The sequence below is a fragment of the Pseudomonas mosselii genome (assembly GCF_019823065.1).
Taxonomy (GTDB): Bacteria; Pseudomonadota; Gammaproteobacteria; order Pseudomonadales; family Pseudomonadaceae; genus Aquipseudomonas; species Aquipseudomonas mosselii.
In genome coordinates this window covers 3,706,131-3,724,460 of sequence record NZ_CP081966.1, presented here as the reverse complement: position 1 = coordinate 3,724,460, position 18,330 = coordinate 3,706,131, and the positions used below count along the sequence as shown (strand labels likewise).

Sequence of the window (18,330 nt, the reverse complement as noted above, 5' to 3'; positions counted from 1 at the left end):
GAATTATCGGGTGATCATATATTGGTTATGAATGTTTATACACGTAGAAAATAGACTAGGTGGATGAAGGGTGGCTGTTCTAGGCTCAGGCCCATGTTCTTCATTGACTGAAGGTAGCCCCGATGGATTTCGCCTATTCGCCCAAGGTCCAGGCACTGCGCGAGCGCGTCAGCGCATTCATGGATGCATACGTCTACCCGGCCGAGCCGGTGTTCGAGCGCCAGGTCGCCGAGGGCGACCGCTGGCAGCCCACCGCGATTGTCGAGGAGCTCAAGGCCAAGGCCCGCGTCGAGGGGCTGTGGAACCTGTTCCTGCCGGAATCGGAGTACGGCGCGGGGCTGACCAACCTCGAGTACGCGCCACTGGCGGAGATCATGGGCCGCTCGCTGCTGGGGCCCGAGCCGTTCAACTGCTCGGCGCCGGACACCGGCAACATGGAGGTGCTGGTGCGCTACGGCAGCGAGGCGCAGAAACGCCAGTGGCTCGAGCCGCTGCTGCGCGGCGAGATCCGCTCGGCGTTCGCCATGACCGAGCCGGACGTGGCCTCCTCGGACGCCACCAACATGGCCGCCACCGCCGTGCGCGACGGTGACGAATGGGTGATCAACGGCCGCAAGTGGTGGACTTCCGGCGCCTGCGACCCGCGCTGCAAGGTGATGATCTTCATGGGCCTGTCCAACCCGGACGACCAGCGCCACCAGCAGCACTCGATGATCCTGGTGCCCACCGACGCGCCCGGGGTGAAGATCGTCCGCCCGCTGCCGGTGTTCGGCTACGACGACGCGCCCCACGGCCATGCCGAGGTGCTGTTCGAGAACGTGCGCGTGCCTTATGAAAACGTGCTCCTGGGTGAGGGCCGCGGCTTCGAAATCGCCCAGGGCCGCCTCGGCCCAGGCCGGATCCACCACTGCATGCGCTCGATCGGCATGGCCGAACGCGCCCTGGAGCTGATGTGCAAGCGCTCGGTCGAGCGCACCGCCTTCGGCCGGCCCCTGGCGCGGCTGGGCGGCAACGTCGACAAGATCGCCGACTCGCGGATGGAGATCGACATGGCCCGCCTGCTGACCCTCAAGGCCGCCTACATGATGGACACCGTCGGCAACAAGGTGGCGCGCAGCGAGATCGCCCAGATCAAGGTGGTGGCGCCGAATGTTGCGCTGAAGGTGATCGACCGGGCCATCCAGATTCATGGCGGGGCCGGGGTGAGCGGTGATTTCCCGCTGGCGTACATGTATGCGATGCAACGCACCCTGCGCCTGGCCGACGGACCGGATGAAGTGCACCGGGCGGCGATCGGCAAGTATGAGATTGGCAAGTATGTGCCCAAGGAGATGTTGCGCAGCGGACACTGAAGAACATCGTGAACCGCCCGCTCAGGTTCGGCTGCACGCCTGAACGGGCTCACCCTCGGCGCCATCGCTGCCGTGTTCAACGAAGTGTTCTTCTACAACGAAGCGGGCCAGATGACCCACGCCAACGCAGCAGCCCAGGCGCCGGTGCCCAGCGTGATGATGGGAGGCTCCGACGCGGGGCTTGGGCGTCAGGACGAGATGGGCAAACTGATAAGCGTGCTCGCGACCAAGGCGGCGAGGGATCTGGTGCTGGACCTCAAGACGCCTTGAGTAAAAATCTGGCCACTGGTCCCCGCATTGGTACCTGAGACTCCCAATGCGGGGCTGGCTTGTCGGACCGGGAAGTCGGGGGCTGGCAATTTTTGCATGGGACACTCCTTGTGCGGGAAGTGCGCATGCTCGCCAAGGTGTTTTGCCTGAAGTAGTCAGCTGGGTCCGCTTGCGATGTAGGACGTTTCTTGATGAGCCTTGAGTATGCCTGGCAAGGGCAGAAGACCCGCCGTGGCGGGTCTTCCTGTCGATCATCAGCCCGGCGGATTCAGACCCCCGCCGCCAGCTTTGCACTCACCTGGCGACGGCGATACGCGCTGTCGCGAGTGGCCAGCCACCAGTACAGCGGCGAGGTGATCGCCAGCCCCACCAGCCACGACAGGTCGGCGCCATTGATGTGTACGGATACCGGCCCGACATACAGCGGCGTGTTCATGAACGGGATCTGCACCGCGATGCCCACCGCGTAGGCGATCAGCGCCTGTGGGTTGTAGCGGCCGTAGATGCCGCCGTCGACCTTGAAGATCGAGTCGATGTCGTAGTCGCCCTTGTGAATGACATAGAAGTCGATCAGGTTGATCGCCGTCCACGGCACCAGCACCACCAGCAACACCAGCACCATGTCGACGAAGTGGCCGATGAAGTCCGCCGAGGCAAACACCGCCACCACACAGCAGGCGGCCAGGACGATCAGCGACAGCACGGCGCGGCTCTTGGCGGTGGGGATCCAGCGGTAGGCGAAGGTCTGCACCAGGGTGATGATCGACAGCACCGCACCGTACAGGTTGAGGGCGTTGTGGCTGATCACGCTGAGCAGGAACAGCACCAGCATCAGTGGGCCAAGGGTGCCGGTGGCGAGCTTGACTGCGTCCATGGTGTCCATCCCGGCCGGGATCGCCAGCACCGCGACCGCGCCGAAGATGAACGACAGGCTCGAGCCCAGGGCCGAGCCCAGGTAGGTGGTCCAGAAGGTCGAGGACACCTTGACGTCGGCCGGCAGGTAGCGCGAGTAGTCCGAAACGTAGGGGGCGAAGGCGATCTGCCACAGCGCCGCCAGCGACACGGTGGCCAGCCAGCCGGCCAGGTTGAAGCCGCCGCGGGTGAGGAAGTCGTCGCTCTGCACATGGCTGAAGATGTAGCCGAAACCAACCACGATGCCGATGCCCAGCACCCAGGTGCCGATGCGGTTGAGCACGTGGATGAAGCGGTAGCCGATGATGCCGATGATGCCCGAGCCCAGGGCGCCGATGACGATGCCCACCGGCACCGGCACGCTGTCGACCACGCCGTGCAGCGACTTGCCGGCCAACACGATGTTGGAGGCGAAGAAGCCGATGTACATGACCCCGGCGATCACCACCACCAGCAGGGCGCCGAGCGAGCCGAACTGGGCACGGCTCTGGATCATCTGCGGGATGCCCATCTGTGGGCCCTGGGCCGAGTGCAGGGCCATGAGCACACCGCCGACCAGGTGGCCGACGAGGATGGCGACGATGCCCCAGACCAGGTTGAGGTGGAACAGCTGCACGCCCAGCGCGCCGGTGACGATGGGCAACGGCGCGATATTGCCGCCGAACCACAGTGTGAACAGATCCCTTACCTTTCCATGGCGGTCTTGCGGCGGCACGTAGCCGATTGTGTGTTTCTCGATGAGGGGTGCCGAATTGGCTGCACTGGTCATGACTGACTCCAAGGCAAGGTGGGGCATCGGGGGAAGCCCGGGTGCGTGCCGGCAAGGGGCGACGCGTTCTTGTTGGAGCGATGATGCGGGGTGGGCGGGTATCGAGAAATTAGTAAATTTGTGCTCATGAACCTTAAAAAACCTAAGGCTGGCAAAAGGTTAAGCGGGGGACGGCAGCAAGGAGGATGCCAGGTGGCCGGAGGCCTTGGCGGGCGGGGGCTGCACAGCGCCTTCGGGTCGTGAAAGGTCCATTGTGGTGCGCGCTGCGCAATAACCTGGCACTGGCTGCGTGGGTGATCACGCGGCACGTCCGCTCCCGTTGGCAGTCCGCTGCAGTGAGGGCGCACAGCGGCTATGCTGTCTAATGGGGGGGCAAAGAGGGGATGACTTCATGGCGACGCTGGAGCGGGCCATCGCGATGGCCATCAAGGCACATGAAGGGCAGTTCGACAAAGGCGGTGCGGCGTACATCCTCCACCCGCTGCGGGTGATGGAGCGAGTGATCACCCCGGAACAGCGCATCGTCGCGGTGCTGCACGACGTGCTGGAAGACACCCCGCTGACCCTGTCCGACCTCGCCCGCGAAGGTTTCCCGCTGAAGATCCTCGCCGCGCTGCTGGCGCTGAGCCGCCGCGAAGGGGAGAGCTACGAGGCCTTCGTCATCCGTCTTGGCGTCGACCCCCTGGCGCGCCAGGTCAAGCTCGCCGACCTGGCCGACAACAGCGACCTCTCGCGCATTGCCCATCCTGGCCCGGCCGACCTGGCCCGGCTATCCCGCTACCGGGAGGCCAGCGCCTACCTGCAGACGCTGGCCTGACCCTGCTCAGCCACAGGCCTTGAGATTGACAGGCCCGACGAACTCGTTGCCACGGCCCATCACGCATGCCACCTGCTGGTTGCGCTGCAGCTCCCAGGCCTGCGGCGGGTAGGTCTTGTTCCAGGCCTCGAACAGCTGGCGGTCCTGCTTGGACAGCCTCAGGTCATACTGCTTGCTCATATAGAAGTAGGTGCGCGCGATCATCCCGCGGATCGATGGGCGCGGCATGACCTTCTTGGCCTTGAAGTCGACCTGGGTCAGGCAGCTGCCGTACTGGCCATGCTGCTCGGGCAGCCAGCCGAAGCTGAAGTTGCTGCGGTCGCCGTTGACCTCGCCAATGCTCGGCACCAGGTTGTGCAGGTCGGCCTCGGCGCGCTGGTAGACCTTGTCGTGGCGCGAGCAGTTCTTGCGCCCGCCATCCTGCCAGCACTGGCGCTGGTGGCCGATCTGCCAGGCCGGGACGATGTGCTCCCATTCGATGCGCGAGGCGCGGTTGAGGTTCTTGCGCGGCGCGTAGCCGCAGGAGGCCAGGTCGACCTTGTTGCCCTTGTACTTGCAGCCGCAATAAAACTCCGTGGACTGCGGCGCGTACAGCTTCCAGGCGACCTTCTTGGCCTCCTGGAAGGTGCGCGGGGCGTCGGCGTGGGCGAGGGGGGCAAGCAGCAGCAGGCAGGCGGCGAAAAGCGAAACTCTCATGCGCGGTCAGTCTTCCTTCGGCACGGTCCAGAAAATCTGTACGCCGCCATCGTCGCGGTGGGCGAGGGTGACGTTGTCGTTCTCGGCGATTTCCTCGAGCAGGGTTGCCCAGTCGTCGGGCGACTCGTGCTCCAGGCGGAAGATCAAGGCGGCGCGGCTGCGCTGGGCGGTGGGGCTGTTGATGATCTTCTGGATGCGCTGACCCAGGAGTTCATAACTGCTTGGCGACGCGGAGGCGGGTTTGGCCACGGGGCTGTTCCTTGTTTTGCTGTATGTGCATACAGTATTTCACTGTAAGCCGTTTCGCAACAGCAGGTAGGATGAAAGCCGTATAAGACCGTGGTAGAGGGATTGGTTCCATCGAAAGCATCGCGGGGCAAGCCCGCTCCCACAAAGTCGTTGCAGACTTGTGGGAGCGGGCTTGCCCCGCGATAGGGTCGGTATGTTCAACACACCAGCCCGAGGCGCAGGCCGATCAATATTCCCAGAAGATCCGCTGCAGCTCCTTGCTGTCCTGGGTCTTGGTCATCGCGACCATCGCCAGGATCCGCGCCTTCTGCGGGTTCAGGTCGTGGGCCACGACCCAGTCGTTCTTGTCGTCAGGCTGTTCGGCGTTGCGCAGCACGAAGCCGCCCTGGTTGACGTGGGACGAACGGATGATCTGCACGCCGTCCTTGCGCAGCTCCTGCAGCGCCGGTACCACGCGCGACGATACCGAGCCATTGCCGGTGCCGGCGTGGATGATCGCCTTGGCGCCACCCTGGGCCAGCGCCTTGTAGGCGGTGTCGGTCACGTTGCCGTAGCCGTAGGCAATGTCCACGGCCGGCAGCTTGCTGATGGTCTTGATGTCGAACTCGGAGTTGACCGTGTGGCGCTTGGCCGGCAGGCGGAAGAAGTACGACTTGCCTTCCACCACCATGCCCAATGGGCCCCACTGGCTCTTGAAGGCTTCGGTCTTGATGTTGACCGCCTTGCTCACGTCACGACCGGACTGGATCTCGTCGTTCATGGTCACCAGCACGCCCTTGCCGCGGGCGTCCTTGCTGCTGGCCACGGCCACGGCGTTGTACAGGTTGAGCATGCCGTCGGCGGACATCGCGGTGCCCGGGCGCATCGAGCCGACCACGATGATCGGCTTGTCGGTCTTTTCCACCAGGTTGAGGAAGTAGGCGGTTTCTTCCAGGGTGTCGGTGCCGTGGGTGATGACGATGCCATCGACGTCCTTGCTGTCGGCCAGTTCGGCGACACGCTTGCCCAGCTTGAGCAGGTCGTCGTTGCCGATGCTCTCCGAGGCGATCTGCATCACCTGCTCACCGCGCACGTTGGCCAGGTCCTGCAGCTCCGGCACGCCGGCGATCAGCTTGTCGATGCCCAGCTTGGCGGCCTGGTAGGTGGCGCTGTTGGCGGCACTGGCGCCGGCGCCGGCGATGGTGCCGCCGGTGGCCAGGATCACCACGTTGGCGAGTTTCTGTTGTTGCGCGGCTTCCTTGGCGGAAACGGTGGTCGGCAGTACCAGTAGCAGCGCCAGGGCGCTCGGTGCGAAGGTCTTGATAGCGGTTTTCATCATTTCTGCTTCTCTCTTCCTGGAGGAGATGTGCGTTATGTCGCACTGGGATAAGGCAGATTTCGTACCAGCAACTACCGTTCGTCGAATTTCATCTTGAAACCCCTGTTTTGACTGGGGGTACTCGAATCGACCGCAGGGTCAGGAAGGTAGTCTTTGTTCGGCTGGCCGAATTTATGTAGGAAAAATGTTCGGTTTTTCGGATGGATTGCGGATAATCCGACGCGTGGAGCTGTGGCTGCCTACGCAATGGATTTGACAAAACCTACGGCTGTTTCCATAGTTGATCACCGCAAACGTTTGCGATCCGATAAAAACCACAAGATTCGGAGTCATTTCCATGAAACTGCCGTTCCCCGGCCGTCCACTGGCCCTCGCCGTTTTCTCCTCGCTGATCTTCGCCCTCTCCACTGCCCACGCCGAGGAAGCGCCCAAGGTCGCCCTGGTGATGAAATCCCTCGCCAACGAGTTCTTCCGCACCATGGAGGACGGCGCCAAGGCCTACCAGAAAGAGCACCCGAACGATTTCACCCTGGTGGCAAACGGCATCAAGGACGAGACCGACACCGGCAACCAGATCCGCATCGTCGAGCAGATGATCGCCACCGGCGCCAATGCCCTGGTCATCGCCCCGGCCGACTCCAAGGCGTTGGTGCCGGTGATCAAGAAGGCCATGGACGCCGGCATCACCGTGATCAACATCGACAACCGTCTCGACCCTGCCGTGCTCAAGAGCAAGGGCATCAGCGTGCCGTTCGTGGGCCCGGACAACCGCAAGGGCGCGCGCCTGGTCGGCGACTACCTGGCCCAGCAGAAGCTCAAGGCCGGCGATCAGGTCGGCATCATCGAAGGCGTGCCGACCACCACCAACGCCCAGCAGCGCACCGCCGGCTTCAAGGACGCCATGGAAGCCGCGCAGATGAAGATCGTCTCGGTGCAGTCGGGCAACTGGGAGATCGACAAGGGCAACGCCGTGGCCGCCTCGATGCTCAACGAATACCCCGAGCTGAAGGCGCTGCTTGCCGGCAATGACAGCATGGCCCTGGGGGCCGTCTCGGCCGTGCGCGCCGCCGGTAAGACCGGCCAGGTGCAGGTGGTCGGCTACGACAACATCAACGCCATCAAACCGATGCTCAAGGATGGCCGTGTGCTCGCCACCCTCGACCAGGCGGCCAGCCAGCAGGCGGTGTTCGGCATTCAGGCGGCGCTGAAGATGCTCAAGGGCGAGCAGCCGGGCGTGGATGCCGACAATGTCATCCAGACGCCGGTCGAGCTGATTACCCAGTGATGTTGTGATCCCTGTAGGAGCAGGCTTGCCCCGTGATCACCGGCCTGACCGGTGCCATGCGCCGCGTCGACGGCTTCGCAGGGCAAGCCCGCGCCTACCGGGGTGTTGTGCCAACCTAGGAGAGTATGGCCATGTCAGTATCGGCCAATGAAACCGTGCTAGCCGTCAGCGGTCTGGGCAAGACCTACGCCCAGCCCGTGCTCGGCGACGTCACCCTCGAGCTGCGCGGCGGCGAGGTGCTGGCCCTGACCGGCGAGAACGGCGCGGGCAAGTCGACCCTGTCCAAGCTGATCAGCGGCCTGGAGATCCCCACCACCGGGCAGATGCGCTATCGCGGCCAGCCCTACAGCCCCGGCAACCGCGCCGAGGCCGAGCGCCTTGGCGTGCGCATGGTGATGCAGGAGCTCAACCTGCTGCCCACCCTGACCGTGGCCGAGAACCTGTTCCTCGACAACCTGCCCAGCCGCCTCGGCTGGGTCAGCCAGAAGCGCCTGCGCCAGCTGGCCAGCGCGGCCATGGCCCAGGTCGGCCTGGACGCCATCGACCCGGACACCCCTGTGGGCGAGCTGGGCATCGGCCACCAGCAGATGGTCGAGATCGCCCGCAACCTGATCGGCGACTGCCATGTGCTGATCTTCGACGAACCCACGGCCATGCTCACCGCCCGCGAGGTGGAGCTGTTGTTCACCCAGATCGAGCGCCTGCGCCAGCGCGGCGTGGCCATCGTCTATATCTCCCATCGCCTCGAAGAGCTGCAACGCGTGGCTCAGCGCATCGCCGTGCTGCGCGACGGCAAGCTGGTGTGCGCCGAGCCGATCCAGCGCTACAACAGCGAGCAACTGGTCAACCTGATGGTCGGTCGCGAGCTGGGCGAGCATATCGACCTCGGCCAGCGCAGCATCGGCGCGCCGCTGCTCAAGGTCGACAAGCTCAGCCGTGGCGACAAAGTGCGCGAGGTGTCGTTCGAGGTCAGGGCAGGGGAGATCTTCGGCATCTCCGGCCTGATCGGCGCCGGGCGCACCGAGTTGCTGCGCCTGATCTACGGCGCCGACCGCGCCGACAGCGGCCAGGTCGCCCTCGGCCAGCCGCCGGTGCCGGTGGTCATCGATTCGCCCAAGGCCGCGGTCAAGGCCGGTATTGCGCTGATCACCGAGGACCGCAAGGGCGAAGGCCTGCTGCTGAGCCAGTCGATCAGCGCCAACATTGCCTTGGGCAACCTCGGTGCCGTGTCCCGCGCCGGCGTGCTCGACCGCGACGCCGAACGCGCGCTGGCCGAGCGCCAGATCGGCGCCATGCGCATCCGCAGTGCCAGCCCTGCCCAAGCCGTGGGCGAGCTGTCTGGCGGCAACCAGCAGAAGGTGGTGATCGGCCGCTGGCTGGAGCGCAACTGCCAGGTGCTGCTGTTCGACGAGCCCACCCGCGGTATCGACGTCGGCGCCAAGTTCGACATTTATGGCCTGCTCGCCGAGCTCGCCCGCCAGGGCAAGGCCATCGTCGTGGTGTCCAGCGACCTGCGCGAGCTGATGCTGATCTGCGACCGTATTGCCGTGCTCAGCGCCGGCCGTCTGATCGACACCTTCGACCGTGATCACTGGACCCAGGACCAACTGCTTGCCGCCGCCTTCGCCGGCTACCAGAAACGTGATGCCCTGCTGCACGACGCAGCCCCCAGGATGGACGCATGAAAACCACAACAAATACGTCGGGCGCCGCGCCCGTGCGCCGCAGCGGCACCTATTTCGGCCTGGGCACCTACCTGGGCCTGGCCGGCGCCTTGCTGGCGATGATCGTGCTGTTCTCGATGCTGAGCAGCCACTTCCTGTCCTACGCCACCTTCAGCACCCTGGCCAACCAGATCCCCGACCTGATGGTGCTGGCGGTGGGCATGACCTTCGTCCTGATCATCGGCGGCATCGACCTGTCGGTGGGCTCGGTGCTGGCCCTGGCCGCCTCGACGGTCAGCGTGGCGATCCTCGGCTGGGGCTGGAGCGTGCTGCCTGCCGCGCTGCTGGGCATGGCCGTGGCCGCGTTGGCCGGCACCGTCACCGGCAGCATCACTGTGGCCTGGCGCATCCCTTCGTTCATCGTCTCGCTGGGCGTGCTGGAGATGGCCCGTGGCCTGGCCTACCAGTTCACCGACTCGCGTACCGCCTACATCGGCGACGCCTTTGCGTGGTTCTCCAACCCCATCGCCTTCGGCATCTCGCCGGCCTTCATCATCGCCTTGCTGGTGATCGTTGCCGCCCAACTGGTGCTGACCCGCACCGTGTTCGGCCGCTACCTGATCGGCATCGGCACCAATGAAGAGGCCGTGCGCCTGGCCGGCATCGACCCGCGTCCGTACAAGATCCTGGTGTTCGCCCTGATGGGCGTGCTCGCCGGCCTCGCCGCGCTGTTCCAGATCTCCCGTCTGGAAGCCGCCGACCCCAACGCCGGCTCCGGCCTCGAGCTGCAGGTGATCGCCGCCGTGGTGATCGGCGGCACCAGCCTGATGGGAGGCCGCGGCTCGGTCATCAGCACCTTCTTCGGCGTGCTGATCATTTCGGTGCTGGCCGCAGGCTTGGCCCAGATTGGCGCTTCGGAGCCGACCAAACGCATCATCACCGGGGCGGTGATCGTCATCGCCGTGGTACTCGACACTTACCGCAGCCGGCGCGCGAACCGGCGGAACTGAAACCATGGCAACCATCAAAGACGTCGCGGCACTGGCGGGGATTTCCTACACCACCGTGTCCCATGTACTGAACAAGACCCGCCCGGTCAGCGAGCACGTGCGCCTGAAGGTCGAGGCGGCGATCGCCGAGCTCGACTACGTGCCCAGCGCCGTGGCCCGCTCGCTCAAGGCGCGCAGCACCGCCACCATCGGCCTGCTGGTGCCCAACAGCGTCAACCCGTACTTTGCCGAGTTGGCCCGGGGCATCGAGGACGCCTGCGAGCGCAATGGCTACTGCGTGATCCTGTGCAACTCCGACGACGACCCGCAGAAGCAGCGCAGCTACCTGCGTGTGTTGCTGGAAAAGCGTATCGACGGGCTGATCGTCGCCTCGGTGGGCGAGGACCAGGACCTGCTCGACAGCCTCAGCGGCGTGCGCACGCCGATGGTCATCGTCGACCGCGCCCTGGACGGCGTCGAGGCCGACCTGGTGCGCATCGACCACGAGCAGGGCGCCTACCTGGCCACCCGCCACCTGCTGGAGCTGGGGCACCGCGAGATCGCCACCATCGGCGGCCCGGTGGACACCGGTGTCAGCCAGCTGCGCATGGCCGGTTTCCGCCGGGCGATGGCCGAGGCCGGCGTGCGCGTTGCCCCCGGCCATGTGCTGCACAGCGACTTCACCAGCCCTGGCGGGCATGCCGCCGCGGCGCGCCTGCTCGATGGCGAGCGGCCCACGGCGATCTTCGCCGGTAACGACATGATCGGCTTCGGCGTGTTGCGCGCCGCCGCCGAGCGCAACATCGACGTGCCCGGCGAGCTGTCGGTGATCGGCTTCGACGATATCGAGCTGAGCCGCTATGTGTACCCGGCGCTGACCACGGTCGGCCAGTCGATCCGTGAACTGGGCGAGAGCGCCGCCGGCCTGTTGCTGTCGCGCATCATCACGCCACGGCGCGAAGGCGGCGCCGAGCAACGCATCGTCGCCCCGCGCATCGTTTTGCGTGAATCCACCGGGCCGCGCCCGGACCTGTTCAACGATTACCGTTAAGGAATACCCATGGATGCCAAGGTGGTGGTGGTCGGCAGCCTCAACATGGACCTGGTGGCCCGCGCCCAGCGCCTGCCCCGGGGCGGCGAGACCTTGCCCGGCGAAAGCTTCTTCACCGCGCCCGGCGGCAAGGGCGCCAACCAGGCGGTGGCCGCCGCGCGGCTGGGCGCCAGCGTGGCAATGGTCGGTAACGTCGGTGATGACGCCTATGGCCAGCAGTTGCGCCAGGCGTTGAAGCGCGAGGGTGTCGATTGCCAGGGCGTGAGCCTGTGCGAGGGCGTGTCCAGCGGCGTGGCGCTGATCGTGGTGGATGCCGCCAGCCAGAACGCCATCGTCGTCATTCCCGGCGGCAACGGCCTGCTCGGGCCCGAGTCGGTGAGCCGCTTCGACCACCTGCTGCAGGGCGCCGAGGTGATCATCTGCCAACTTGAGGTGCCCACCGCCACCGTGGCCTGGACCCTGGCCCGTGGCCGCGAGCTGGGCAAGACCGTGATCCTCAACCCGGCGCCGGCCAGCGGGCCGCTGCCGGCGGAGTGGTATGCCTACATCGACTACCTGATCCCCAACGAGAGCGAGGCCGAGGCCCTGGCCGGGGTGCAGGTAGAGGATCAGGACAGCGCCCGCCGGGCGGCCGAACGTCTGCGTCAGCTGGGCGCGGGCAAGGTGATTGTCACCCTGGGCGGTGACGGCGCGCTGTTGGTCGATGCCGCCGGCAGCCTGCACTTCCCGGCGCCGCGGGTGCAGCCGGTGGACACCACGGCGGCCGGCGACACCTTCGTCGGCGGCTTTGCCGCTGGCCTGGCGCGCGGCCTGCCCGAGGGCGAGGCGATCACCTTCGGCCAGCGCGCCGCCGCGTTGTCGGTGACCCGTGTCGGCGCGCAGCCTTCGATCCCTTACCTGAAGGAGCTGGCGCCATGAAGAAGACGCCACTGTTGAATATCGCCCTGTCGCGGACCATCGCCGGGCTGGGCCATGGCGACATCCTGGTGATCGGTGATGCCGGCCTGCCGGTGCCGTCGGGCGTGGAGCTGATCGACCTGGCGCTGACGCCGGGCATCCCGGACTTCGCCAGCGTGCTGCGCGTGGTGCTGAGCGAGATGCAGGTCGAGCGCCATGTGCTGGCCGAGGAGGTGTTCCAGGCTTTGCCGCCAGGGTTGGCCGAGGTCGAGCGGCTGCATGCCGGCGGCGAGTTGGGCCAGCGCCAGGTGCTCAGTCATGCCGATTTCAAGGCCCTGTGTCGCCAGGCCCGGGCCGTGGTGCGTACGGGGGAGTGCAAGCCCTACAGCAATATTGCCCTGGTGGCGGGCGTTACCTTTTAGACCGAATGCGAGGGCTTTGCCCTCGGTCGCAGCGCAAGGCCGCCCCCACGGGTTGGGTTGTGGGGGCGGCTTGCCGGCGAAAGGGCCGCAAAGCGGCTCCCGTTGAAACCATCCCCTAGCAACAAGGAGTGCTAAATGTCCCTCAAATCCCTGCTCCAAGGAGCCGTCCTCATGTCCGCGCTAGCCGCCACTGCCGTCATGGCCGCGCCCCGCGACCTGATCATCGATACCGACCCCGGCGCCGATGACGTGGTGGCCCTGCTGCTGGCCATGGCCTCGCCCGAGGAACTGAAGATCCGCGCCATCACTACCGTGGCTGGCAACGTGCGTCTGGAAAAGACCTCGCGCAACGCCCGTCTGGCCCGCGAATGGGCAGGCCGCGAAGAGATCCCGGTGTACGCCGGGGCAGGGCGGCCGATGGTGCGCACGCCGATCTACGCCGCCAACGTCCACGGCGAGGAAGGCCTGACCGGCGTCCAGGTCCACGAACCGAAAAAGCCCCTGGCCAACGGCAATGCCGTGCAGTACCTGATCGACACCCTGAGCGCTGCTGAGCCCCACAGCATCACCGTGGCCATGCTCGGCCCGCAGACCAACCTGGCCCTGGCGCTGATCCAGAAACCCGAGATCGTCAACGGCATCAAGGAAGTGGTGGTGATGGGTGGCGCCCACTTCAACGGCGGCAACATCACCCCGGCCGCCGAATTCAACCTGTTCGCCGACCCCCACGCCGCCGAAGTGGTGCTGGCCAGCGGCGTCAAGCTGACCTACCTGCCGCTGGACGTCACCCACAAGGTGCTCACCAGCGACGCCCGCCTCAAGCAGCTGGCGGCGGTGAACAACAATGCCAGCAAGCTGGTGGTGGACATCCTCAACGCCTACATCAAGTTCGACATGGACAACTACGGCATGCCCGGCGGCCCGGTGCACGACGCCAGCGTCATCGCCTACCTGCTCAAGCCCGAACTGTTCAAGGGCCGCCAGGTGCACATGGTAGTCGACAGCCGTGAAGGCCCGACCTTCGGTCAGACCATCGCCGACTGGTACGGCGTGCTCAAGCAGCCGGCCAACGTGATGTGGATCGAGGGGGGCGACGCCCAGGGCTTCTTCGACCTGCTCAGCGCCCGCCTGGCGCGATTGAAATAGCCTCGTGCGGCGCGTGGCGCTCGAGCACTTGCTCGATGAAGCTGCGCGCCGCGTCACCCCCGCGGTCGCGCACCAGCAGGTCGACGGCGATCAGCATCAGTTCTTCAGGTGTGCTCGGGCTGTAGGCGCTCTGGCCCTCGTCCCACTTGACCTTGATATCGGCGTCGATGCTATGGCTGCTCATGGGGCGGTTCTCGCTGGGCCTGGGTGAAAGGTCGAATACCGCGTCCTGGCGTTCGAAGGGGAGGCGTTTCGCGCTCCGCTTCTTGCAGTAAATCATGCCTTTGCGTGACGGCACCTGCGACTTAAGCATAAGAGGCGCGGTTGGCCGAACCGACGGTTCGGTGCAAAATCCGGTGACGATTGCCTTTCGCGTCAAGTGGCCGAGTCAGGCAGAATCGTGCGGTTGTGCAACAAATGCCTGGAGGAATTGTCGCATCAGGCAGTTCCCGGATTTATTTAGGAGGATTCATGTTCCGTACCCGCGCTTCCCTGGCGACCTTGCTGGTGGCTTCCGTTCTGACAGGTTGCAGCACCGGTGGCTCCTCGGGCGGCAGCAGTACCCAGGCCACCCCGGCCGGCAATGATGGCCGCTGCGAAGCCAGTGGCGCCGACTTCACCATCGGCAAGCTGGCCTCGCCAGAGTTGTTGGAGCAGGCGCGCAAGGCTAGTGGCTCGCAGATGGCGCGCATCCTCAAGCCTCACGACATGATCACCCTGGAATACCGCTCCGAGCGGCTGAACCTGAATGTCGACGACAAGGGTGTGGTTACCCGCGTCAACTGCGGTTGATCCAAGCCCAGAATTGGCCCCCTGGAGCGGCCTTGTGTCGCGATAGGGGTGCGCAGCGGCCCCAAGTTCGTCGCCACAACACAGATCGCCGGGGCCGCTTTGCGGCCCTATCGCGACGCAAGGCCGCTCCCACAAAGGTACTGCGTGATTCTGGCAGGCAATAAAAAACCCGCCACAAGTGGCGGGTTTTTTTGCAGCTATCCGAAAATTACTCCGGACGAACCTGCGCAGCCTGCATGCCCTTCTGGCCTTTTTCGGCGACGAAGGAAACAGTTTGGCCTTCTTTCAGGCTTTTGAAACCGTCGGTTTCGATAGCCTTGAAGTGTACGAACAGGTCGTCGCCGCCGCCTTGAGGAGTGATGAAGCCGAAGCCTTTCTCATCGTTGAACCACTTGACGGTGCCGGTTTGGCGATTGGACATGGGGTGAATCTCCAGAAACATGATTTTTTATCGGGGTGCAATGTCGCGAAGCTTCAGTGGCACCGACGACACTATAGTCCATTTCTACGCATCTAGCGCCTTTTACCTTCGCAGGATGTTGATCCAGCGCAAAAGATGCGTGAAATGGCCCGCTAACCCTGGTTATTTCGGCTTGCAGGAGGCCTGAACCACCTGCTGGGCCTTCTGCATCAGCTTGGCGTCAACGCCGTCCTGGCTGTCGAGGTCTTCGATCTCCTTATCGTTGAAGTTCTTTTTGATGGCTTGGGCGCCACACTCGCAGTGCTTCTTCGCCATCGCCGCGTCCACGCCCTGGCCGCTCGCCACCTGTTGGCACTGGGTCATGTAGTGCGCTTCCTTACCGGCGGGGAAATTGCCTGCATTGGCAGCCAAAGGCAGCAGCAGGGCGCTTGCGGCGCAGGCAGCCAGAAGGGACTGAAGTCGCATAACCGGACACTCCTTGGGTAAAGGTCTCATCAAGAGTAGGTTGCTTCAGAAGGTCTGATAGGAAATTTTCCGTACAAGTTCACCCCGGCGGCGTAATTTCCAAATATTTCCGCGACCCGGTGCAACCCGCGTGCTAGCATGCTCGGCTTGCGGCTCGCCACCGGCAGCCTGCAACTTTTACCTTCCAGTCACTCTGGTTCGACCCTGGCAGGCCGAAAGGTCTCTGCCACTGTGAGGCAGGCTTTCCCGCGGGAAAGGCAGGGCGGATCTTGTACTGGCTCATCCCAACCCACGTGACCTTTGGTAGGGGTCACCACTAGGAGAGGAGGCGCCATGCCCGTTATTACTCTTCCCGATGGCAGTCAACGCACGTTCGACCAGCCGGTATCCGTAGCCGAAGTCGCCGCATCCATTGGTGCGGGCCTCGCCAAGGCCACCTTGGCCGGCAAGGTCGACGGCAAGCTCGTCGATGCCTGCGACAAGATCGACCACGACGCCACCCTGCAGATCATCACCCCTAAAGATGAAGAGGGACTGGAGATCATCCGTCACTCGTGCGCCCACCTGATCGGCCACGCGGTGAAGCAGCTGTACCCGACCGCCCGCATGGTGATCGGCCCGGTGATCGACGAAGGCTTCTATTACGACATCGCCTACGAGCGTCCCTTCACCCCGGACGACCTCGCCGCCATCGAAAAGCGCATGCAGCAGCTGATCGACACGGACTACGACGTCGTCAAGAAGATGACCCCGCGCGCCGAAGTCATCGACGTGTTCACCCAGCGTGGCGAAGACTACAAGCTGCGCCTGGTCGAGGACATGCCGGATGAACAGGCCATGGGCCTGTACTACCACGAAGAATACGTCGACATGTGCCGTGGCCCGCACGTGCCGAATACTCGTTTCCTCAAGGCATTCAAGCTGACCAAGCTGAGCGGCGCCTACTGGCGCGGCGATGCCAAGAACGAGCAGCTGCAACGCGTGTACGGCACCGCCTGGGCCGACAAGAAGCAGCTGGCCGCCTACATCCAGCGCATCGAAGAAGCCGAAAAACGCGACCACCGCAAGATCGGCAAGCAGCTCGACCTGTTCCACCTGCAGGAAGAAGCCCCGGGCATGGTGTTCTGGCACGCCAACGGCTGGACCGTGTACCAGGTGCTCGAGCAGTACATGCGCCAGGTTCAGCGTGAAAACGGCTACCAGGAGATCAAGACCCCGCAGGTCGTCGACCGCATCCTCTGGGAGCGTTCCGGCCACTGGTCCAACTACGCCGAGAACATGTTCACCACTTCGTCGGAAAACCGCGACTACGCGGTAAAACCGATGAACTGCCCGTGCCACGTGCAGGTGTTCAACCAGGGCCTCAAATCGTACCGCGACCTGCCGCTGCGCCTGGCCGAGTTCGGTGCCTGCCACCGTAACGAGCCGTCCGGCGCCCTGCACGGCATCATGCGCGTGCGTGGCTTTGTGCAAGACGACGCGCACATCTTCTGCACCGAAGACCAGGTGAAGAAAGAAGCCGCCGACTTCATCAAGCTGACCCTGGATGTGTACAAGGACTTCGGTTTCACCGACGTCGCCATGAAACTCTCGACCCGCCCCGCCAAGCGCGTGGGTTCCGAAGAGCTATGGGACCGCGCCGAAGGCGCGCTGGCCGACGCCCTGAACGAGTCGGGCCTGGAGTGGGAATACCAGCCGGGCGAGGGCGCGTTCTACGGTCCGAAGATCGAGTTCACCCTGCGCGACTGCCTCGGCCGTAACTGGCAGTGCGGCACCCTGCAGTACGACCCGAACCTGCCGGAGCGCCTGGACGCCAGCTACATCGCCGAAGACAACAGCCGTGTGCGTCCGGTGATGCTGCACCGCGCCATCCTCGGCTCGTTCGAACGCTTCATCGGCATGCTCATCGAGCACTACGCCGGCGTGTTCCCGGCCTGGCTCGCCCCGACCCAAGCCGTGATCATGAACATCACCGACAAGCAGGCCGATTTCGCCCTTGAGGTGGAAAAAGCCCTGAACGGTAGCGGATTCCGTGCCAAGTCGGACTTGAGAAATGAGAAGATCGGCTTTAAAATCCGCGAGCATACGTTGCTGCGTGTCCCTTACCTTTTGGTTATAGGGGATCGCGAAGTCGAAACGCAAACCGTCGCTGTGCGCACCCGCGAAGGCGCAGACCTGGGCTCGATGCCCGTCGCGCAGTTCGCTGAGCTGCTGTCGCAAGCGGTTTCCCGGCGTGGTCGCCAAGAATCGGAGTAATGACTATTAAGCGTGAAATGAGAAACGATAAACGAACTGCACCGAAAGCCCCGATCAACGAGAATATCTCGGCACGCGAGGTTCGGTTAATTGGTGCTGACGGCGAGCAGATTGGCATCGTCTCGATTGATGAAGCGCTGCGTATCGCTGATGAAGCGAAGCTGGATCTGGTGGAAATCTCTGCAGACGCGCAACCGCCCGTCTGCAAGGTGATGGACTACGGCAAGCACCTCTTCGAGAAGAAGAAGCAGGCCAACGAAGCCAAGAAGAACCAGAAGCAGATCCAGATCAAAGAAATCAAGTTTCGTCCAGGGACGGAAGAAGGGGATTACCAGGTAAAACTACGCAACCTGGTACGTTTCCTTAGCGATGGGGACAAGGCCAAGATCTCTCTGAGATTCCGCGGCCGTGAGATGGCCCACCAGGAGCTGGGCATGGAGCTGTTGAAGCGGGTCGAAACCGACCTCGCCGAATACGGCACCGTTGAGCAGCATCCGAAGATGGAAGGACGCCAGCTTATGATGGTCATCGCCCCCAAAAAGAAGAAGTAATCTCCCGG

At 64.3% G+C, this 18,330-nt stretch carries 19 protein-coding genes and 1 pseudogene; 13 read left to right on the top strand and 7 right to left on the bottom strand.

Annotation, left to right across the window (positions count from 1 at the left end; translation table 11 throughout):
* Positions 1 to 122 precede the first annotated feature (122 nt).
* Both K5H97_RS17170 and K5H97_RS17165 read left to right on the top strand, forming a co-directional pair.
* The gene (locus K5H97_RS17170; RefSeq protein WP_028691448.1) at positions 123 to 1,352 is read left to right on the top strand and encodes an acyl-CoA dehydrogenase; all 1,230 of its coding nucleotides are present in this window, start codon (positions 123 to 125) and stop codon (positions 1,350 to 1,352) included.
* A gap of 120 nt (positions 1,353 to 1,472) precedes the next feature.
* A pseudogene (locus K5H97_RS17165) lies at positions 1,473 to 1,622 on the top strand (SPFH domain-containing protein); the annotation flags it as partial.
* Between the two features lie 268 nt (positions 1,623 to 1,890).
* Here the strand turns inward: K5H97_RS17165 and K5H97_RS17160 are convergent.
* Positions 1,891 to 3,303: a purine-cytosine permease family protein gene (locus K5H97_RS17160; protein WP_028691450.1), complete on the bottom strand. Its 1,413-nt coding sequence runs from the start codon at positions 3,301 to 3,303 to the stop codon at positions 1,891 to 1,893.
* 391 nt (positions 3,304 to 3,694) lie between these two features.
* On the opposite strand from K5H97_RS17160, the gene K5H97_RS17155 reads away from it, so the two are divergent.
* Positions 3,695 to 4,120 carry a GTP pyrophosphokinase gene (locus K5H97_RS17155; protein ID WP_028691451.1) on the top strand — a complete coding sequence of 142 codons (426 nt, stop codon included), beginning with the start codon at positions 3,695 to 3,697 and terminating at the stop codon, positions 4,118 to 4,120.
* Positions 4,121 to 4,126: 6 nt separating this feature from the next.
* Here K5H97_RS17155 and K5H97_RS17150 read toward each other — a convergent pair whose 3' ends face one another.
* From K5H97_RS17150 to K5H97_RS17140, 3 genes are all read right to left on the bottom strand, one after another.
* Entirely contained in the window at positions 4,127 to 4,816 is a 690-nt protein-coding gene (locus tag K5H97_RS17150; protein ID WP_028691452.1) for an endonuclease, read from the bottom strand.
* Between the two features lie 6 nt (positions 4,817 to 4,822).
* On the bottom strand, positions 4,823 to 5,065 hold the full coding sequence (locus K5H97_RS17145; RefSeq protein ID WP_028691453.1) for a DUF1654 domain-containing protein: 243 nt from the start codon (positions 5,063 to 5,065) through the stop codon (positions 4,823 to 4,825).
* Positions 5,066 to 5,291: 226 nt separating this feature from the next.
* A complete protein-coding gene (locus tag K5H97_RS17140) occupies positions 5,292 to 6,380 on the bottom strand; it encodes an asparaginase (RefSeq protein WP_028691454.1) in 1,089 nt (362 codons plus the stop codon).
* A gap of 340 nt (positions 6,381 to 6,720) precedes the next feature.
* Here K5H97_RS17140 and K5H97_RS17135 point away from each other — a divergent pair, with 340 nt between their 5' ends.
* The 7 genes from K5H97_RS17135 (at position 6,721) to K5H97_RS17105 (ending at position 13,837) form a co-directional block, all read left to right on the top strand.
* Positions 6,721 to 7,668 (top strand): sugar ABC transporter substrate-binding protein, encoded by a 948-nt coding sequence (locus tag K5H97_RS17135; protein WP_028691455.1) that lies wholly within the window; start codon positions 6,721 to 6,723, stop codon positions 7,666 to 7,668.
* 131 nt (positions 7,669 to 7,799) lie between these two features.
* Positions 7,800 to 9,353, top strand: a complete 1,554-nt coding sequence (locus tag K5H97_RS17130; protein ID WP_028691456.1) for a sugar ABC transporter ATP-binding protein — start codon at positions 7,800 to 7,802, stop codon at positions 9,351 to 9,353.
* On the top strand, positions 9,350 to 10,342 hold the full coding sequence (locus K5H97_RS17125) for an ABC transporter permease (protein ID WP_028691457.1): 993 nt from the start codon (positions 9,350 to 9,352) through the stop codon (positions 10,340 to 10,342). The genes K5H97_RS17130 and K5H97_RS17125 overlap by 4 nt, the downstream gene beginning before the upstream one ends.
* Before the next feature lie 4 nt (positions 10,343 to 10,346).
* Positions 10,347 to 11,372 carry a LacI family DNA-binding transcriptional regulator gene (locus K5H97_RS17120; RefSeq protein WP_028691458.1) on the top strand — a complete coding sequence of 342 codons (1,026 nt, stop codon included), beginning with the start codon at positions 10,347 to 10,349 and terminating at the stop codon, positions 11,370 to 11,372.
* Positions 11,373 to 11,381: 9 nt separating this feature from the next.
* The gene (gene rbsK / locus K5H97_RS17115; protein WP_028691459.1) at positions 11,382 to 12,290 is read left to right on the top strand and encodes a ribokinase; all 909 of its coding nucleotides are present in this window, start codon (positions 11,382 to 11,384) and stop codon (positions 12,288 to 12,290) included.
* A complete protein-coding gene (gene rbsD / locus K5H97_RS17110; RefSeq protein ID WP_028691460.1) occupies positions 12,287 to 12,691 on the top strand; it encodes a D-ribose pyranase in 405 nt (134 codons plus the stop codon). Before rbsK ends, rbsD begins: the two co-directional genes overlap by 4 nt.
* Positions 12,692 to 12,826: 135 nt before the next feature.
* Positions 12,827 to 13,837 carry a nucleoside hydrolase gene (locus tag K5H97_RS17105; RefSeq protein WP_051555698.1) on the top strand — a complete coding sequence of 337 codons (1,011 nt, stop codon included), beginning with the start codon at positions 12,827 to 12,829 and terminating at the stop codon, positions 13,835 to 13,837.
* On the opposite strand, the gene K5H97_RS17100 is transcribed toward K5H97_RS17105, so the two are convergent.
* A complete protein-coding gene (locus tag K5H97_RS17100; protein ID WP_028691462.1) occupies positions 13,809 to 14,021 on the bottom strand; it encodes a hypothetical protein in 213 nt (70 codons plus the stop codon). The genes K5H97_RS17105 and K5H97_RS17100 overlap by 29 nt on opposite strands.
* 287 nt (positions 14,022 to 14,308) lie before the next feature.
* Here K5H97_RS17100 and K5H97_RS17095 point away from each other — a divergent pair, with 287 nt between their 5' ends.
* A complete protein-coding gene (locus tag K5H97_RS17095) occupies positions 14,309 to 14,629 on the top strand; it encodes an I78 family peptidase inhibitor (RefSeq protein ID WP_028691463.1) in 321 nt (106 codons plus the stop codon).
* Positions 14,630 to 14,837: 208 nt separating this feature from the next.
* Here the strand turns inward: K5H97_RS17095 and K5H97_RS17090 are convergent, their stop codons facing one another.
* Both K5H97_RS17090 and K5H97_RS17085 read right to left on the bottom strand, forming a co-directional pair.
* Positions 14,838 to 15,050, bottom strand: coding sequence for a cold-shock protein (locus K5H97_RS17090; protein ID WP_007956027.1), 213 nt, complete (start codon positions 15,048 to 15,050; stop codon positions 14,838 to 14,840).
* A gap of 162 nt (positions 15,051 to 15,212) precedes the next feature.
* The gene (locus K5H97_RS17085) at positions 15,213 to 15,515 is read right to left on the bottom strand and encodes a hypothetical protein (RefSeq protein WP_028691464.1); all 303 of its coding nucleotides are present in this window, start codon (positions 15,513 to 15,515) and stop codon (positions 15,213 to 15,215) included.
* Between the two features lie 333 nt (positions 15,516 to 15,848).
* On the opposite strand from K5H97_RS17085, the gene thrS reads away from it, so the two are divergent.
* Both thrS and infC read left to right on the top strand, forming a co-directional pair.
* Positions 15,849 to 17,771 carry a threonine--tRNA ligase gene (thrS, locus tag K5H97_RS17080; RefSeq protein WP_028691465.1) on the top strand — a complete coding sequence of 641 codons (1,923 nt, stop codon included), beginning with the start codon at positions 15,849 to 15,851 and terminating at the stop codon, positions 17,769 to 17,771.
* A complete protein-coding gene (gene infC / locus K5H97_RS17075; protein ID WP_011533207.1) occupies positions 17,771 to 18,322 on the top strand; it encodes a translation initiation factor IF-3 in 552 nt (183 codons plus the stop codon). The genes thrS and infC overlap by 1 nt, the downstream gene beginning before the upstream one ends.
* The last annotated feature ends 8 nt before the right edge of the window (positions 18,323 to 18,330 follow it).

Excerpts from the sequence above, each read along its gene's own strand:
- K5H97_RS17120 (WP_028691458.1), top strand. The coding sequence starts at position 10,347 with ATGGCAACCATCAAAGACGTCGCGGCACTGGCGGGGATTTCCTACACC.
- rbsD (WP_028691460.1), top strand. The coding sequence starts at position 12,287 with ATGAAGAAGACGCCACTGTTGAATATCGCCCTGTCGCGGACCATCGCC.
- K5H97_RS17090 (WP_007956027.1), bottom strand. The coding sequence starts at position 15,050 with ATGTCCAATCGCCAAACCGGCACCGTCAAGTGGTTCAACGATGAGAAA.
- K5H97_RS17135 (WP_028691455.1), top strand. The coding sequence starts at position 6,721 with ATGAAACTGCCGTTCCCCGGCCGTCCACTGGCCCTCGCCGTTTTCTCC.
- K5H97_RS17125 (WP_028691457.1), top strand. The coding sequence starts at position 9,350 with ATGAAAACCACAACAAATACGTCGGGCGCCGCGCCCGTGCGCCGCAGC.
- rbsK (WP_028691459.1), top strand. The coding sequence starts at position 11,382 with ATGGATGCCAAGGTGGTGGTGGTCGGCAGCCTCAACATGGACCTGGTG.
- infC (WP_011533207.1), top strand. The coding sequence starts at position 17,771 with ATGACTATTAAGCGTGAAATGAGAAACGATAAACGAACTGCACCGAAA.
- K5H97_RS17160 (WP_028691450.1), bottom strand. The coding sequence starts at position 3,303 with ATGACCAGTGCAGCCAATTCGGCACCCCTCATCGAGAAACACACAATC.
- K5H97_RS17105 (WP_051555698.1), top strand. The coding sequence starts at position 12,827 with ATGTCCCTCAAATCCCTGCTCCAAGGAGCCGTCCTCATGTCCGCGCTA.
- K5H97_RS17100 (WP_028691462.1), bottom strand. The coding sequence starts at position 14,021 with ATGAGCAGCCATAGCATCGACGCCGATATCAAGGTCAAGTGGGACGAG.
- thrS (WP_028691465.1), top strand. The coding sequence starts at position 15,849 with ATGCCCGTTATTACTCTTCCCGATGGCAGTCAACGCACGTTCGACCAG.
- K5H97_RS17170 (WP_028691448.1), top strand. The coding sequence starts at position 123 with ATGGATTTCGCCTATTCGCCCAAGGTCCAGGCACTGCGCGAGCGCGTC.
- K5H97_RS17150 (WP_028691452.1), bottom strand. The coding sequence starts at position 4,816 with ATGAGAGTTTCGCTTTTCGCCGCCTGCCTGCTGCTGCTTGCCCCCCTC.
- K5H97_RS17140 (WP_028691454.1), bottom strand. The coding sequence starts at position 6,380 with ATGAAAACCGCTATCAAGACCTTCGCACCGAGCGCCCTGGCGCTGCTA.
- K5H97_RS17085 (WP_028691464.1), bottom strand. The coding sequence starts at position 15,515 with ATGCGACTTCAGTCCCTTCTGGCTGCCTGCGCCGCAAGCGCCCTGCTG.
- K5H97_RS17095 (WP_028691463.1), top strand. The coding sequence starts at position 14,309 with ATGTTCCGTACCCGCGCTTCCCTGGCGACCTTGCTGGTGGCTTCCGTT.
- K5H97_RS17130 (WP_028691456.1), top strand. The coding sequence starts at position 7,800 with ATGTCAGTATCGGCCAATGAAACCGTGCTAGCCGTCAGCGGTCTGGGC.
- K5H97_RS17155 (WP_028691451.1), top strand. The coding sequence starts at position 3,695 with ATGGCGACGCTGGAGCGGGCCATCGCGATGGCCATCAAGGCACATGAA.